14 protein-coding genes are annotated in these 14,927 nt (G+C 62.1%); 12 read left to right on the top strand and 2 right to left on the bottom strand.

Translation table 11 applies throughout. From position 1 onward, the window contains the following. Window positions 1-53: 53 nt before the first annotated feature. The 4 genes from NKH90_RS19380 to NKH90_RS19395 all read left to right on the top strand — a co-directional run bounded on the left by NKH90_RS19380 (window position 54) and on the right by NKH90_RS19395 (window position 4,650). Entirely contained in the window at window positions 54-1,214 is a 1,161-nt protein-coding gene (locus NKH90_RS19380) for a PcfJ domain-containing protein (RefSeq protein WP_352539572.1), read from the top strand. A 352-nt stretch (window positions 1,215-1,566) separates the two neighbouring features. Beyond that, window positions 1,567-3,318: an acetolactate synthase 3 large subunit gene (locus NKH90_RS19385; protein ID WP_352471629.1), complete on the top strand. Its 1,752-nt coding sequence runs from the start codon at window positions 1,567-1,569 to the stop codon at window positions 3,316-3,318. A gap of 66 nt (window positions 3,319-3,384) precedes the next feature. Further along, the gene (ilvN, locus tag NKH90_RS19390; RefSeq protein WP_023676680.1) at window positions 3,385-3,957 is read left to right on the top strand and encodes an acetolactate synthase small subunit; all 573 of its coding nucleotides are present in this window, start codon (window positions 3,385-3,387) and stop codon (window positions 3,955-3,957) included. Window positions 3,958-4,500: 543 nt separating this feature from the next. Further along, window positions 4,501-4,650 carry a hypothetical protein gene (locus NKH90_RS19395; RefSeq protein WP_352539573.1) on the top strand — a complete coding sequence of 50 codons (150 nt, stop codon included), beginning with the start codon at window positions 4,501-4,503 and terminating at the stop codon, window positions 4,648-4,650. Here NKH90_RS19395 and NKH90_RS19400 read toward each other — a convergent pair. Continuing rightward, entirely contained in the window at window positions 4,647-5,051 is a 405-nt protein-coding gene (locus tag NKH90_RS19400; protein ID WP_352539574.1) for a metalloregulator ArsR/SmtB family transcription factor, read from the bottom strand. The two genes, NKH90_RS19395 and NKH90_RS19400, sit on opposite strands and share 4 nt — an antisense overlap. 186 nt (window positions 5,052-5,237) lie before the next feature. On the opposite strand from NKH90_RS19400, the gene NKH90_RS19405 reads away from it, so the two are divergent. The 8 genes from NKH90_RS19405 to NKH90_RS19440 all read left to right on the top strand — a co-directional run bounded on the left by NKH90_RS19405 (window position 5,238) and on the right by NKH90_RS19440 (window position 14,439). Further along, the gene (locus NKH90_RS19405) at window positions 5,238-6,194 is read left to right on the top strand and encodes an acyl-CoA desaturase (RefSeq protein ID WP_352539575.1); all 957 of its coding nucleotides are present in this window, start codon (window positions 5,238-5,240) and stop codon (window positions 6,192-6,194) included. A gap of 131 nt (window positions 6,195-6,325) precedes the next feature. Further along, window positions 6,326-6,922, top strand: coding sequence for a LysE family translocator (locus NKH90_RS19410; RefSeq protein ID WP_352539576.1), 597 nt, complete (start codon window positions 6,326-6,328; stop codon window positions 6,920-6,922). Between the two features lie 168 nt (window positions 6,923-7,090). Next, a complete protein-coding gene (locus NKH90_RS19415) occupies window positions 7,091-8,338 on the top strand; it encodes an efflux RND transporter periplasmic adaptor subunit (protein WP_352820451.1) in 1,248 nt (415 codons plus the stop codon). Next, window positions 8,335-11,493 carry an efflux RND transporter permease subunit gene (locus NKH90_RS19420; protein ID WP_352820452.1) on the top strand — a complete coding sequence of 1,053 codons (3,159 nt, stop codon included), beginning with the start codon at window positions 8,335-8,337 and terminating at the stop codon, window positions 11,491-11,493. Before NKH90_RS19415 ends, NKH90_RS19420 begins: the two co-directional genes overlap by 4 nt. A gap of 56 nt (window positions 11,494-11,549) precedes the next feature. Continuing rightward, on the top strand, window positions 11,550-12,155 hold the full coding sequence (gene nthA, locus NKH90_RS19425; RefSeq protein ID WP_352501008.1) for a nitrile hydratase subunit alpha: 606 nt from the start codon (window positions 11,550-11,552) through the stop codon (window positions 12,153-12,155). After that, window positions 12,152-12,811 (top strand): nitrile hydratase subunit beta, encoded by a 660-nt coding sequence (gene nthB / locus NKH90_RS19430; protein WP_352767821.1) that lies wholly within the window; start codon window positions 12,152-12,154, stop codon window positions 12,809-12,811. The genes nthA and nthB overlap by 4 nt, the downstream gene beginning before the upstream one ends. A 19-nt stretch (window positions 12,812-12,830) precedes the next feature. Continuing rightward, window positions 12,831-13,163, top strand: coding sequence for a nitrile hydratase accessory protein (locus NKH90_RS19435; RefSeq protein WP_156937343.1), 333 nt, complete (start codon window positions 12,831-12,833; stop codon window positions 13,161-13,163). Between the two features lie 148 nt (window positions 13,164-13,311). Continuing rightward, on the top strand, window positions 13,312-14,439 hold the full coding sequence (locus NKH90_RS19440; protein ID WP_023720791.1) for an ATP-dependent DNA helicase: 1,128 nt from the start codon (window positions 13,312-13,314) through the stop codon (window positions 14,437-14,439). Between the two features lie 19 nt (window positions 14,440-14,458). On the opposite strand, the gene NKH90_RS19445 is transcribed toward NKH90_RS19440, so the two are convergent. After that, on the bottom strand, window positions 14,459-14,863 hold the full coding sequence (locus NKH90_RS19445; protein WP_352450052.1) for a SpoIIAA family protein: 405 nt from the start codon (window positions 14,861-14,863) through the stop codon (window positions 14,459-14,461). Window positions 14,864-14,927 lie beyond the last annotated feature (64 nt).

Consider the following 14,927-nt stretch of genomic DNA (forward strand, 5'->3'; position numbering starts at 1 on the left):
GCCGACGCTGGAATTGCGTGCGGCTGACAGGGTTCCAATCAGGAAGAACGGCCATGGCAAAGTCCATGATCCAGCGCAGGCAGGATGCCGAGCGCGAACGCATTGAAGCATATGCCGTAACGCTGCGGCGGGTTTTTCCTGTCCCGCGTCCCGCTCCGGATTTCGAGCGGGCGCTCGACGAGGCACGTCGGGGCTTTGCCGGCATGGCGATCCGCGACGGCGCGCTGTGGCGTCCAAAGCTGAAGACGCGCGACCCCGCGCGGCTGCGGCTGGCCGCGGCGCGCCATCTCTATGCGCGCTACCCGGTTACAGCCGCGCTCGAGGGGATCTGGCTGGACAGCTCGGGGTTGAATGCCGGCGAGATTGCGCTTCGCAAGGCTTGGTATACCGCAGTGGCGCGTGGTGACTCGCTTTACAAGGCGGGCGCCTGTGCGTGGCTGTCTCGCAAGGAGGTGCATTGCTTCTTGAACTTGCCCGGCGATTTCACGTTCGACGAGGCATTTTGGGTGGTGATCGCCCGGTCCTACACGGATGATTCCGGGTTGGCGGCCCGACTTGCCAAGTCGAAAATCGCGCGCACGCCACGTAACGATCTGGCCTTCTGGCGCGAGGTGACACGGTTCTTCTGCGGGCAACCCGCGTCGAAGGAGGAGATCGACGATCTTTGCGACTATATCGGCGCCGTGCACCAGCGCGATGCGGCGTACAGCCTGAAGGGTCGCACGCTTGCCTCGCTGCGTCGGCAGATGCTGGAATGGCATCGAGACATTGCCGCGATCGAACGCATCGAGGCAATGCGCCGCCGCGCTGCCGGGCGGACCACGCGTACTGCCGGGACGCAGTCGCAGGGTCGCGCCTGGGACGGCTCGTGCCTGGACGACTGGGACTGGCAGCCGTCGACCAAGGAGGCAAAGGCGCATGGCGAGCGTTTCTTCGTCCGTCAGTTGAAGACAGCCGAGGATCTGGTCGCCGAGAGCCGGGCGATGCATCATTGCGTCTCGATATACGCGGCCAAATGCATCGCCGGCAATGCCTCGATCTGGGTGCTGCGGCGCTCGGCGCTGGGCAAGATCGAGCGGTTGCTGACGATCGAACTCGACCCGCAAAACCGTGCGGTGCAGGTGCGCGGTTTCGGCAATCGTCTCGCCTCGCTCGAGGAGCGCAAGATCATCGAGCGCTGGGCCAAGGCGAGGGGTGTGGTGCTCTGCGCCTGAAACGGAACACCCGCGCGGCGGAAAGGCGGCGCGGGTGCATAATGGGCGGATGTGCCGACGTCGGGCCAAGTGCACATTCGCCGTTGACAGCGGCGTCAAACCAATTCTATTGTCCGCCACCATGAAAAAGGCACTCATTCTCGTAGGAAAGCGCGTGGGCAAGGCGGTGTAACCGCCGGGCGGTGACCTCCCATGCGCAAGACACAGGCTCCCTCGGGGGCCTTTTTTATTGCCCGAAACACGACTAAACGACGAGCAATCGCCAGATGGCGAACAGTACGGGACCAGAACGATGAGCAGTGGACAGAATGAGCGGCGCGAAATGCCAAGAACTGAAATGCCAAGGAGCGAAATGACGGGTGCCGAAATGGTGGTGCAGGCGCTGAAGGACAATGGCGTCAAGCATGTTTTCGGCTATCCGGGCGGCGCGGTTCTGCCAATCTACGATGAAATCTTCCAGCAGGACGAGGTCGAGCACATCCTCGTCCGCCACGAGCAGGGCGCGGGCCACGCGGCGGAAGGCTATGCGCGCTCGACTGGCAAGGCCGGCGTCATGCTGGTGACCTCAGGGCCGGGCGCCACCAATGCGGTGACGCCATTGCAGGACGCGCTGATGGACTCGATCCCGCTGGTCTGCCTGACCGGCCAGGTGCCGACTTCGCTGATCGGCTCGGATGCGTTCCAGGAGTGCGACACGGTCGGCATCACGCGGCCCTGCACCAAGCACAACTGGCTGGTCAAGGACGTCAACGAGCTCGCGGCAACGATCCACGAGGCCTTCCATGTGGCAACGACAGGGCGCCCCGGTCCGGTCGTCGTCGACATCCCGAAGGACGTGCAGTTCGCCAGGGGTATCTATGTCCCGCCGCAGACGGCGCCGCGCACCAGCTACCAACCGAAGGTCCAGGGCGATCTGGAAAAGATCAAGGCGGCGGTCGAGCTGATGGGGGCTGCCCGAAAGCCGATCATCTATTCGGGCGGCGGCGTCATCAATTCCGGCCCGGAGGCGAGCCATCTGCTGCGCGAGCTGGTCGACCTCACCGGCTTTCCCATCACCTCGACGCTGATGGGCCTCGGCGCCTATCCGGCGTCGGGCAAGAACTGGATGGGCATGCTCGGCATGCACGGCACGTATGAAGCGAACATGGCGATGCACGATTGCGACGTCATGCTCTGCATCGGTGCGCGCTTCGACGACCGCATCACCGGGCGGCTGACGGCGTTTTCGCCGAATTCGAAGAAGATCCACATCGACATCGACCCGTCGTCGATCAACAAGAACGTCCATACCGACGTGCCGATCATCGGCGATGTCGGGCGTGTGCTGGAGGATCTGGTGCGGCTGTGGCGGGCAACCGCCAAGGCCGACAAGAAAGCGCTTCACCCGTGGTGGGAGCAGATTGCCAAATGGCGCGCGCGCGATTCGCTCGCCTACAAGATGAACCACGAGGTGATCATGCCGCAATACGCCGTCCAGCGGCTCTATGCGCTGACCAAGGACCTCGACACCTACATCACCACCGAGGTCGGCCAGCATCAGATGTGGGCGGCGCAGCACTATCATTTCGAGAAGCCGAACCGCTGGATGACCTCTGGCGGATTGGGCACGATGGGCTACGGCCTGCCGGCGGCACTCGGCGTGCAGATCGCGCACCCGGATGCGCTGGTCATCGATATCGCCGGCGATGCCTCGGTGCAGATGACGATGCAGGAAATGAGCGCGGCGGTGCAGCACGAGGCGCCGATCAAGATCTTCATCCTCAACAACCAGTATATGGGCATGGTGCGGCAGTGGCAGCAGCTGCTACACGGCAACCGGCTGTCGCACTCCTACACCGAGGCGATGCCGGATTTCGTCAAGCTCGCCGAAGCCTATGGCGGCCACGGCATTCGCTGCGACAAGCCGGACGAACTCGATGATGCCATCAAGGAGATGATCGCGGTCAAGAAGCCCGTCCTGTTCGACTGCCGCGTGGCGACGCTCGCCAACTGCTTCCCGATGATCCCGTCCGGCAAGGCGCATAACGAGATGCTGTTGCCGGACGAGGCGACGGACGAAGCTGTCGCCAACGCGATCGACGCCAAGGGTAGGGAACTGGTGTAGTCTGGTTCAAGGAAGCTGTGCGAAAACAGCAGATTAGCGCAAAAGTTTGAAATCGAGATTCATGTCATGAACGCACAGTTGCAACCGACCGGCTCCGCCTATTTCATCGCCAAGGAGACGGAAAAACCAGAGAACCACACGCTTTCGGTCCTGGTCGACAACGAGCCGGGCGTGCTTGCGCGGGTCATCGGCCTGTTTTCCGGACGTGGCTACAACATCGAGAGCCTGACGGTCTCGGAAACCGAGCACGAAAAGCACCTGTCGCGCATCACCATCGTGACGCGCGGCACGCCGCACGTGCTGGAGCAGATCAAGCACCAACTCGAGCGCATCGTGCCGGTGCACCGCGTCGTCGATCTCACCGTGCGGTCGCAGGAATTCGGACAGGAGCGGCCATTGGAGCGGGAACTCGCGCTGGTCAAGGTCGCCGGCACCGGCGAAGCCCGCGTCGAGGCGCTCCGGCTCGCCGATGCATTCCGCGCCAGCGTCATCGATGCCAACACCGAGCATTTCATCTTCGAGATCACCGGCAAGGGCTCCAAGCTCGATCAGTTCATCGCCATCATGAAACCGCTCGGGCTGGTCGAGATCTGCCGTACCGGGGTGGCGGCGATGAACCGCGGCCCGCAAGGGATGTGATCATGATGCTCGCGGCGGCAATTCTAGCAGGCGCCGGCGCAATCGTTCTTGCGGTCACGACGGCGGCGGCCAGCTAGGAGCCGGTATTCGACAAGTCAGTGCTGCCGAAATTGTTTGAAGAAATCGACCCGCAGGGGCACACCGAGCTATTATTTCCAACAATGCCCGGCCGATATTTTGGCGCAGGGCGTCGGGCGTCGATGACGCGCTCTTTTCCACGCCGGGAATAGATTACCAAGGTTGTGAGAAAGACGTCTTGGCCTGTGCCAGGCGGTGTTTCGACGGACGCAGGGGCGAAGCCTGTTTCGAGACGGCCAGGGTCATCCAGGAGCACTCGCCAGAAGACAAGCAATGGACCGAGGAGATGTTCGCCCAGGCCTGCGCAACTGGCAGTATCGGCGGCTGCACAAATCGCGGCGCGGGAATTCTCTTGGGTCGGCTTGGGCTAAACAAACTGCTTGCCGCCGGTAGTGCCAATGAATCTTGCCCTTATCGCGCACATTCAAGCTGAGCTGCAATGAGGGCGATGCCTGGGGTTGCACCATGTATGGCAGCGCCCTTCAGCATGGTGAAGGCGTCTCTGCGGACGAAGCCGAGGCGATGGCCGCTTACAAAAAGTCTTGCGAGATCGCTGTGGAATTTGACGCCTGCCGATACGCCAAGGCGCTCATGAAAACGATGCAAAGCCGCTAGGGCTTTTCAGATTTGCGCAACTGCGATCTTTGCGCTGCCTCGCCTCGACCAAGTTCTTTGCTTTCTCTCTTGATAGGGCGCGATACCGGGCAGACATCCTGAACAAATCCATTCAGCGTGTTCACAAGATTGTTCTGGACCAGAGAATAGTGGATGAACTGTCCGTGCCGCTCCTTGGCGATGAGCCCGGCCGTCTCCAGAATGCTCAAATGCTGCGAGATCGACGGCTTCGACATCTCGAAGCGCGCCGCGATCTCGCCCGCCGTTAGGGAAGAGTGCGCAAGATAGGCGAGGATCTTGCGCCGGGGCGCTGAAGATAGCGCTTCAAACACGCGCTGTATCGCGCCATTTGCGTGAGCAGCCGTTTCGGCATCCGCTGCGTGCTCTGCATCTTCGATCACTGTCTGCCACCTTGTGATGCCGAGGCGTTGGCTGCGCCTCGGTCCGCCTTTCTTATTTTCATTTAGACTATTGCCTAAATACCTAATTCACAGTAGTAGACGATTAGCTTACTGCCTAAGTAACGGACGACGCGCCAGAAGGCAAGGCTGTGGTCCGGAAATGTTCATGCAGGAGGAGGGGTACCGATGAAAACCATATCCACGGGCAGAATGATTTCCCAACAGGACAGTGACGCCGAAGACGGCAAAGTCGTGTGGGTGCCGGCAAAGTCGATCTGGGTCGGGGCGATGACGATCGCCGCCATTGTGTTGGGACCGATGACATTTAGCTGGAGTGCCTTCGCCTTATTCGTTGCGACAACGGCGGCGACAATCTGCGCCGGACACTCGGTGGGGATGCACCGTCTGCTCATCCACCGGTCGTTCAAGGTTCATATCTGGGTCGAGCATGCGCTGGTCTACCTTGGCGTGCTCGTCGGCATGGCCGGTCCTTTTGGGATGATCTATGCTCACGATATTCGTGACTGGGCTCAGCGCCAGACCGCATGTCACGATCTCCATGCCCATCGTCGGCCATTTTTCACCGATGCCTTCTGGCAGATGCATTGCGCGGTCGCTTTGCGCAATCCACCCACCTTCGTCATCGAACACTCGATCACGAATGACCGGTTCTACAAGTTCGTCGAGCGCACCTGGATGCTGCAACAACTGCCCTGGGCGATCCTCTTTTTCGCGCTTGGCGGCTGGGATTGGGTGGTATGGGGAATCGCGGTGCGCGTTTCAGTGTCGCTTACCGGGCATTGGTTGGTTGGGCATTTTGCGCACCGAGATGGGGAGCAAGGATGGCGCGTCGACGACGTTGCCGTGCAAGGATACAATTTGCCGCGTTTCGGGCTGGTAACGTTCGGCGAGAGTTTCCACGGCAACCATCACGCGTTTCCCGAGTCTGCACGGCTTGGTCTGGAACACGGACAGATCGATCTCGGCTGGCTATTCATTCAGGTTCTGGCGATCCTGGGTCTGGCGCACAGCGTCAAGATTCCGGAGAATACGCCGAGACGAAAAGGGCTGCGACGCGTGCGCCGTCAGCGCGAAACTGCCCCGAATTCAGATCTATGGTCGGTGCAGCCCTACCGCAGATAGATGTTCTCAGCGGATATTGGCCTAAGATATGAAGGAACGCTTGGGGCGCGTGGACCAACGAATTGCAATTGCACTCAGCACCTCATCGATTTAAGTCAGTATTTCAGTATTATTGATCTTTGCGATCCTCCATGACCTTCGATGCATTCCTTGCTCTGCTGGTTTATGCCTTCGTGACCTCGATCACGCCGGGTCCGAACAATTTCATGCTTTTGGCCTCGGGCGTGAATTTCGGCTTGGTCAAAACCGTGCCACACATGCTCGGCATCGGCATCGGCTTCCTCGTGCTGTTGCTTGCCGTAGGCTTCGGGCTTGGCGCCGTGTTGACGGCCTTTCCGGTCCTGCATACCGGGTTGAAGATCGCCGGCGGCCTCTACTTGCTTTATCTCGCCTCGAAGATCGCCATGTCGCGCTCGCTCGGCGGCGAAGACAAGACGAAGGGCCAGCCGATGCGCTTCATCGAGGCTGCGGCATTCCAGTGGGTCAATCCCAAGGCCTGGGTGATGGCGATTACAGCCATGGCCGTCTATACCAGTCCGGAACGCCCGTTTGTGTCGGTGGTGCTGATCGCAGCCGCTTTCGCCGTCGTCATGCTGCCGAGCATTTCGACCTGGGCCGGTTTCGGCATGGCGCTGCGCGGCTTTCTGGCGGATGCGGTGCGGCTCAAATGGTTCAACATCGTCATGGGTGTGATGCTTGCGGCGACGCTGTGGCCGATGCTGCGTTAGCTGCCGTTCTATTGTGCACTGCACATTAAATCTTCGTAATGACGGGTTTTGGCCCTTTTTCGCCTTCGGCATCCTCTATTATCTGGCAAAAGCGCGGCAAGAGGCTGCGAGTTGAGCTAGACTACGGCCACCGGATAGCGGCGTGTCGGATCGAGAGGTCTTTTGTCGATGCGCGGAAAGATCGTATTAGCGGTGATCGCTGCAGCCTGCGTTGCCGCGGCGTGGCTCTATCTTTCGCCCAGCGCAATGAGCGGTCTTCAGCAGATGCTGTCGGCGAAGCAGACGGCGACGGCGGACAAGCCCGCTGCAGCGGCAAATGCCGCGCGTACGACTTCGGTGGTTGCCGCCACCGCTACGACGGCCGATTTCCCGGTCCGGCGCTATGCCGTCGGCTTTGTGTCCTCTCCTGCCGTGGTCAGCATCAACGCGCGGGTCTCGAGCCAGATCGTCGCAATCGCGGTCAAGGACGGACAGATGGTGAAGGCCGGCGACCTTCTTTTCTCGCTGGACGATCGCTCGTTGAAGGCGCAACTGGCACGCGATCAGGCGACGCTCGCAAAAGACCAGGCGCTGCTTGCCAGCGCCACGGCCGATCTTCAGCGCGCCAAAAATCTCGTCGCCAGGCAGGCCGGAACACAGCAGACCTACGATCAGGCCGTCGCGGCACAGAAATCCGCCGCGGCCACCGTCGACGCCGACAAGGCAACGATCGATGCGGACCAAATCCAGCTTGGCTTCGCCACGATCAGGGCGCCGATCTCCGGCAGGCTTGGCGCAGTCAGCGTCGCCGTCGGCGATCTCGTCACCACCAGCAACGGCAGCAGCACGTCGACTCCACTGGTGACGATCACGCAGGTCGACCCGCTGCAGGTGAACTTCAATCTCCCCGAAAGCGATCTTGCCTTGCTGCACAAGGCGCTGGCAGCGCCGCGGCAAGGTGCGGTGACGCTGACCAAGGACGGCGACCCGAAGCCGGTCGGCAAGGGAACGCTGGATTTCGTCGATTCCAGCGTAGACACGGCGTCCGGCACGATCGCAACGCGGGCCAGTGTGCCCAACGCCGATCTTTCGCTATGGCCGGGCCAATACGTCAACGTCGTGCTCGATGCCGGCATCATGCCACAAATGACGTCCGTTCCGACGGTCGCCGTCCAGCCCAGCCAGAAGGGCCCGTTCGTCTATGTAATCAAGCCGGACAACACCGTTGAAATGCGGCCCGTGCAGGTCGCGCTGACAGAAGGCACCAACACCGCAATCAGCCAAGGATTGAAAAGCGGCGAGCGTGTCGTCGTCGAGGGTCAGACCAAACTGAAGAACGGCGCGGCGGTGCGCGAAGGCAAGGCTTCGACCGGCACAGGCGATCGGGCGGCTCCGAAGGTTGCCGAGGCTGACCGGACGGGCGGAACACAGCCATGATTTCCGAATTCTGCATCCGCAGGCCCGTCGCCACGCTGCTCATGTCGTTCGCCCTGGTTCTGGGCGGACTATTTGCTTACAAATTCCTGCCGGTCGCGGCGCTGCCAAGCGCCGAATTTCCGGTTGTCAACGTCTCGGCCTCGCTGCCCGGGGCTTCGCCGGAAACCATGGCGACCTCGGTGGCAACGCCTCTGATCAAGCAGTTTGCCACTATCGCTGGCATCGATTCGATCTCGACGACCAACTCGCTCGGCTCGACCTCGATCGCCATTCAGTTCGTACTCAACCGCGACATCGATGCAGCCGCCGCCGACGTGCAGGCAGCGATCGCACGTACGCAACGACAATTGCCGCCGGAGATGACCAGCCCGCCGAGCTACCGCAAGGTCAATCCAGCCGACGCGCCGATCCTGCTGATGTCGCTGGTCAGCGACACAATTCCGCTGACCGATCTCGACGCGTTTGCCGAGAATGTGATTTCGCCGTCGCTCTCGACGATCGACGGCGTTGCGCAGGTTTCGATCTACGGCCAGCAGAAATATGCCGTACGCGTCCAGATCGATCCTACGGCGCTCGCCGCACGCGGCATCTCGATCGACCAGCTGCAGACGGCCATTGCCTCGGCCAACAGCAACACGCCGCTCGGCGTGCTCAAGAACAACAAACAGCAGCTGACGATCACCGCGAACACGCAGCTGACCGATGCGGCGGGATTCTCGAACATCATCATCGCCACCAAGAACGGCCATCCGGTGCGGCTCGGCGAGGTGACCCGCGTCATCGATTCGGTCGAGACCACGACGACGGCAAGCTGGTATGACGGCACCCGCGCCATCATTATGGCGGTGCAGCGCCAGCCGGATGCCAATACCGTCGACGTCGTCGACCGCGTCAAGGCGATGCTGCCTTCCTTCGACGATCAGATGCCGGCAGCGGCGAGCATCCAGTTGCTAAACGACCGCTCGACATCGGTCCGCGAGGCGGTCGATGACGTGCAGTTCACGCTCCTGCTCACCATCGCGCTGGTGGTGATGGTGATCTTCCTGTTCCTGCGCCGGGTGACGGCGACGATCATCCCGGCGGTGGCGGTACCGATTTCGCTCATCGCCACGCTGGGCGTGATGTACCTGTTCGGCTTTTCCATCGACAACGTCTCATTGATGGGGCTGACATTGGCGGTCGGCCTTGTCGTCGACGATGCCATCGTCATGCTGGAAAATATTTTCCGCCATATGGAGGAGGACGGGCTCTCGGCCCTCGAGGCGTCGCTCAAGGGCGCGCGCGAGATCGGCTTCACCATCATCTCGATCTCGATCTCGCTGGTCGCCGTGTTCATTCCGGTGCTTTTGATGGGCGGCGTGATCGGGCGCATCTTCAACGAATTCGCAGTGGTGGTTACGGTCGCCATCCTGGCGTCGATGTTCGTCTCGCTGACGCTGACGCCGATGCTGTGCTCGCGGCTGTTGTCATTATCGAAAGCCGAGCAGAAAGCAGCGCACGGTGAAGGCCATAGACAAAACGTCTTCATGCGGGGCTATGACAGGCTGCTGACATTCTGCCTGCGCCACAATTTCCTTGTCTTCCTTGTCTTCCTCGTGACCGCCGGGCTGTCGGTGTGGCTGATCCAGATTTCGCCGAAGGGCTTCTTCCCGCAGGAGGATATCGGCCAGGTCTCGGTGACGACCATCGCGCGCCAGGACATTTCGTTTGACGCGATGGTGAAGCTGCAGGGGCAAGTGGCGGATGTCTTCACCCATTCGCCCTACGTCGCGCATGTCGGTTGGTCGGCGGGCAGTGGAAACAATGCGCTCAACCAGGGCCAGCTGTTTGTGCAGCTGAAAGACAAGGACCACCGACCGAACATCGACAAGGTGCTTACGGACCTGCGGCGCCAGCTGGCCAATGTGCCCGGCATCGAAACCTACATGCAGCCGGTGCAGAACCTGCGGCTCGGCGCGCGTTCTTCGGCGAGTGCCTACCAGCTTGCCGTTCAGGGCCTCGATACCGGCCTGACGAACGTCTGGGCGCAGAGGCTGACGGACGCGATGGCTGCCGATCATGCCGCCTTCACCGACGTCACCAATGACCTGCAGAACAACGCGCTACAGGCGACGCTGGTGATCGACCGCGACAAGGCGGCGAACCTCGGCGTCGATACCGACACGCTGCGCTCCAGTCTCTACGGCGGTTTCGGCACCCAGCAGGTGTCGACCATCTTCGGTTCGGCCGACAGCTACGACGTGATCATGGAGCTCGATCCGAAGATCGAGTGGTCGCCCGAGCGGATGCTGGCCATCAAGGTGAGAACGGCGAGCGGCAGCCTGGTGCCGCTCGGTGCGTTCGCCCGCGTCGATCGGACCGCCGGTGCTTTGACCGTCAACCAGCTCGGCCAACTTCCGGCAGTGACCATCTCCTACAATCTGCCGCAAGGCGTGGCCCTCGGCGACAGCGTGAGCCACATCAACGCGCTGAAGGACAAGATCGGCATGCCGCCGACGATCTCGACCGCCTTCTCGGGCACGGCCAAGACGTTCCAGGATTCGCTTTCCAACCAGGGGCTGCTGATCGGCGGCGCGATTCTGACCATCTATATCGTTCTCGGCATGCTCTATGAGAGCTTCATCCACCCGCTCACCATCCTGACCGGGCTTCCATCGGCGGTGCTCGGCGCGCTGGTGGCACTGCGGCTGGCGGGGATGGATCTGTCGGTGATCGCGGTGATCGGCATCCTGATGCTGATCGGCATCGTCAAGAAGAACGGCATCATGATGATCGACGTGGCGCTGGAACTCAGGCGCGAGGGGATGTCGCCCGTCGAATCCATCCACAAGGCCTGCCTGATGCGCTTTCGGCCGATCATGATGACCACGCTTGCCGCGCTGATGGGTACCATCCCGATCGCGCTCGGCACCGGCGCCAGCGCGGAATTGCGCCAGCCTCTCGGCGTGGCGGTGGTCGGCGGTCTTGTCGCCTCGCAGGCACTGACGCTGTTCGTCACACCCGTCATTTACGTCTACATGGAGCATTTTTCCGGCTGGCTGGTCAGGCTGTGGGCGCGGCGCCGGGGCGAGCCGAGCCCGGTCGAAGCGGTCGACCAGCCGTCACTGTTCGACGAGGAGGAAGAACCGGTGCCGCAAAAGGCGGCAGCCGAATAGCGCTGGCCCAAGCCGTGGTGCTTGCGGCCGGGGGTCCGCGATCGTAATTTGACGCCATGCCGCACAATCACGACCACGACAACGAGCTTGATCCCTTTGCGGCGCGGGTGCGCGCGCTGGAGACGATTCTCACCCGCAAAGGCCTGATCGATCCGGCGGCGATCGATGTTATCGTCGACACCTATGAGACTAAGATCGGGCCGCGCAACGGCGCAAAGGTGGTGGCGAAGGCCTGGGTTGATCCCGGGTTTGCCGCATGGCTGAAGCGTGATGCGACGGCGGCAATCGAATCGCTCGGCTACACCGGCCGGCAAGGCGAGCACATGCAGGCGGTGTTCAACACGGCCGACACGCACAACCTCGTCGTCTGCACGCTATGCTCCTGCTATCCGTGGTCGGTGCTCGGCCTGCCGCCGGTCTGGTACAAGGCGCCGCCCTACCGTTCGCGCGCAGTGATCGATCCGCGCGGCGTGCTCGAGGAATTCGGTCTGACCTTGCCGGCGAGGACGACAATCCGGGTGTGGGATTCGACCGCCGAGCTGCGCTATCTGGTGGTGCCGATGCGCCCCCGGGGTACGGAGGGCTGGGATGAGGCAAGGCTCGCCGATCTGGTGACGCGCGATGCCATGATCGGCACGGCGTTGGTGCGGGAACCGGCATGAACGGGCCGCAGGATCTCGGCGGCCAGATGGGTTTCGGGCCGGTCGCGCCCGAACCTGACGAACCCTATTTCCATGCCGATTGGGAAAGGCGGGCGCTGGGCGTGACGTTGTGCGCCGGCGCCATGGGCGCCTGGACCATCGACGAGAGCCGGCACGCGCGGGAATCGCTGCATCCAGCGGATTATTATGCCTCCAGCTACTACCAGATATGGATCAAGGCGCTGGAGGTGCTGCTCAAACGCCATGGTTTCGTCAGCGACAGGGACCTGACTACGGGCGACGCAGTCGACCCGGCAGCGACACCCAAACGGGTGCTGAAGGCTAAGGACGTTCCGGCGGTGCTGGCCAAGGGCGGGCACTGCGACCGGCCTGTCGCCGCGCCTGCGCGGTTCAAGGCGGGCGACCCCGTGCGAACCAAGAACTTTCATCCGACCGGCCACACCAGACTGCCGCGCTATGCACGCGGCAAGCGAGGCGTCGTCGAGGCTGTGCGCGACGGCTTTGTCTTTCCCGACACCAATGCGCACGGCCAGGGCGAAAACCCGCAATGGGTCTATACGGTGGCCTTCACCGGCGGCGAAATCTGGGGCGAGGGCGCCGATCCGACACTTGTCGTGTCGATCGACGCCTGGGAGAGCTACCTTGAGCCGGCGTGAGACGGGCTCAGTTGCCGCCATGCTGCCCGCCGGTGTCGAGGCGCCTGTGTTTGCCGAGCCGTGGCAAGCAGAGGCCTTTGCCATGACGGTAGCACTGCACGACAACGGGCTGTTTTCGTGGAGCGAATGGGCGGATGCTTTGTCGGCAGAGGTGAAGCGGCCGGGCGCCGCGCGCGACGGTCACGATTACTACGAGCACTGGCTGGCAGCGCTGGAAAAGCTGCTTTTGGCCAAGGGCGTTGCCGGAAAGCGCGACGTCGATGCGCTCGCCGCTGCCTGGGAACGCGCCGCGCACGCAACGCCGCATGGCAAGCCGATCCAGCTGGAGAACGATCCACAGCGGGCCGGGTAAGCTGCGGCCGCCCGGCCTTGTTCTCTTTACGTTCCTGTTCGTCACTGATAGCCTGACCCTGTCGCAGCGGCGTGATTGCCGGCGATGAAAATTTGCCGGTGACGGCAGTCACCTTGTCTTTCCCTCGCGAATCCGGTCTGTCGCGCTGATGGAATTCTCTCCTCAACAAGACGAGGCGCTGAAGGCGGTGGCCGGCTGGCTGAAAGCCGGCAAGCCGCAGCTGTTCCGGCTGTTCGGCTATGCCGGCACCGGTAAGACGACGCTGGCGCGCTATTTCGCCGAGCATGTCGACGGCCAGGTGCAGTTCGCCGCGTTTACGGGTAAGGCGGCGCAGGTGCTGCGTTCCAAGGGCGCGGTCAATGCCCGCACCATCCATTCGCTGATCTACCGGCCGAAGGGCGAGGAATCGGTAGCGGACGAGGTGACCGGCAAGACATCGATGTCGCCGACATTTTCGCTCAACCGGCAGAGCCCGATCTCGCGGGCCAAGCTCGTCGTCATCGACGAATGCTCAATGGTCGACGAGCAACTCGGCCGTGACCTGATGAGCTTCGGCACGCCGATCCTGGTGCTCGGCGATCCCGGCCAGTTGCCGCCAATCTCCGGCGGCGGCTTCTTCACCGACCACGAGCCGGACATTCTGCTCACCGAAATCCACCGCCAGGCGCGCGACAACCCGATCATCAGGCTGGCGCTCGACGTGCGCGAGGGCCGCGAGTTCATGCGCGGCGACTATGGCGCGGCGCAGGTGATCGGCAAGGAAGACGTCACCCAGGAATTGGTGCTGAAAGCGGACCAGGTGCTGGTCGGCACCAACCGTACGCGCCGCCGTTATAACCAGCGGCTGCGCGAGCTGAAGGGGTTCAACGCCGATTATCCGCAGGCCGGCGACAAGCTGGTCTGCCTGCGCAACGATCCGGCCAAGGGGCTGCTCAACGGCTCGCTGTGGAAGGTGATGACCTCGTCGCGCGAGACGGTCAAGCCCGGCATCAATCTGCTGGTTTCGCCGGAGGAAGATGACCCGGATCGCGGCGTCGCCAAGATCAAGCTGCTCAAAGCCGCATTCGAGGATCCCGACGCCGACATTCCCTGGCAGCAGAAGAAGCGCTTCGACGATTTCGATTACGGTTACGCGCTGACCGTGCACAAGGCGCAAGGGTCGCAATGGAACGAGATCGTGCTTTTCGACGAAAGCTGGGCATTCAAGGAAACTCGCCAGCGTTGGCTCTACACCGCGATCACGCGCGCAGCCGAACGGCTGACGATCGTCCGATAGGGCTGTCAGGTCCGTCGTATCAGCGCTGGGCGATCGGTCTGGCGTCAAGCCATTCCCAGGCGGCGGCTTCGTCCTTGGCCTCGAAATGCCGGAGTTCGATAGGCAAAGAGGCAGGCAAAAAGGCTCTTGCCTCCGGTATCCAGTTCGGCTCACCGATCGCCGCGCAGCGGCCGATATGCTCCACGGCATGAGCTATGCCCTGTTCGATCGTCTCGTCCGATACGTCGGCCCAGTCGACACCCTCATGGTCGATCAGGCGCACCAGCACGTCGATCTTCGGATGCAGCGCATAGGCCGCCTCCAGCAATCCGAACAGGTTTTCGGCGTCAGCCGCTGCGACATGGCCGACGACATCGATGGCGAAAAGATCTTCGCGATCGGTGTCGATGCGGCGAACCGCCGGCACGGCCTCGAGAAAATTCAACAGGAAACTCCTTGCGCTCTATTTTCTTCGCACACCTTGGAACACCTGAAACCCTCTGTCTGTT

This window comes from Mesorhizobium sp. M0898 (genome assembly GCF_040319695.1).
Taxonomy (GTDB): Bacteria; Pseudomonadota; Alphaproteobacteria; order Rhizobiales; family Rhizobiaceae; genus Mesorhizobium.

What these genes read in the sequence shown, in the direction of transcription:
- nthA (WP_352501008.1), top strand. Translation starts at nt 11,550, where the DNA reads ATGCCGCACAATCACGACCACGACAACGAGCTTGATCCCTTTGCGGCG.
- NKH90_RS19415 (WP_352820451.1), top strand. Translation starts at nt 7,091, where the DNA reads ATGCGCGGAAAGATCGTATTAGCGGTGATCGCTGCAGCCTGCGTTGCC.
- NKH90_RS19435 (WP_156937343.1), top strand. Translation starts at nt 12,831, where the DNA reads ATGCTGCCCGCCGGTGTCGAGGCGCCTGTGTTTGCCGAGCCGTGGCAA.
- NKH90_RS19410 (WP_352539576.1), top strand. Translation starts at nt 6,326, where the DNA reads ATGACCTTCGATGCATTCCTTGCTCTGCTGGTTTATGCCTTCGTGACC.
- NKH90_RS19385 (WP_352471629.1), top strand. Translation starts at nt 1,567, where the DNA reads ATGACGGGTGCCGAAATGGTGGTGCAGGCGCTGAAGGACAATGGCGTC.
- NKH90_RS19440 (WP_023720791.1), top strand. Translation starts at nt 13,312, where the DNA reads ATGGAATTCTCTCCTCAACAAGACGAGGCGCTGAAGGCGGTGGCCGGC.
- NKH90_RS19405 (WP_352539575.1), top strand. Translation starts at nt 5,238, where the DNA reads ATGAAAACCATATCCACGGGCAGAATGATTTCCCAACAGGACAGTGAC.
- NKH90_RS19380 (WP_352539572.1), top strand. Translation starts at nt 54, where the DNA reads ATGGCAAAGTCCATGATCCAGCGCAGGCAGGATGCCGAGCGCGAACGC.
- NKH90_RS19420 (WP_352820452.1), top strand. Translation starts at nt 8,335, where the DNA reads ATGATTTCCGAATTCTGCATCCGCAGGCCCGTCGCCACGCTGCTCATG.
- NKH90_RS19395 (WP_352539573.1), top strand. Translation starts at nt 4,501, where the DNA reads ATGTATGGCAGCGCCCTTCAGCATGGTGAAGGCGTCTCTGCGGACGAA.
- ilvN (WP_023676680.1), top strand. Translation starts at nt 3,385, where the DNA reads ATGAACGCACAGTTGCAACCGACCGGCTCCGCCTATTTCATCGCCAAG.
- nthB (WP_352767821.1), top strand. Translation starts at nt 12,152, where the DNA reads ATGAACGGGCCGCAGGATCTCGGCGGCCAGATGGGTTTCGGGCCGGTC.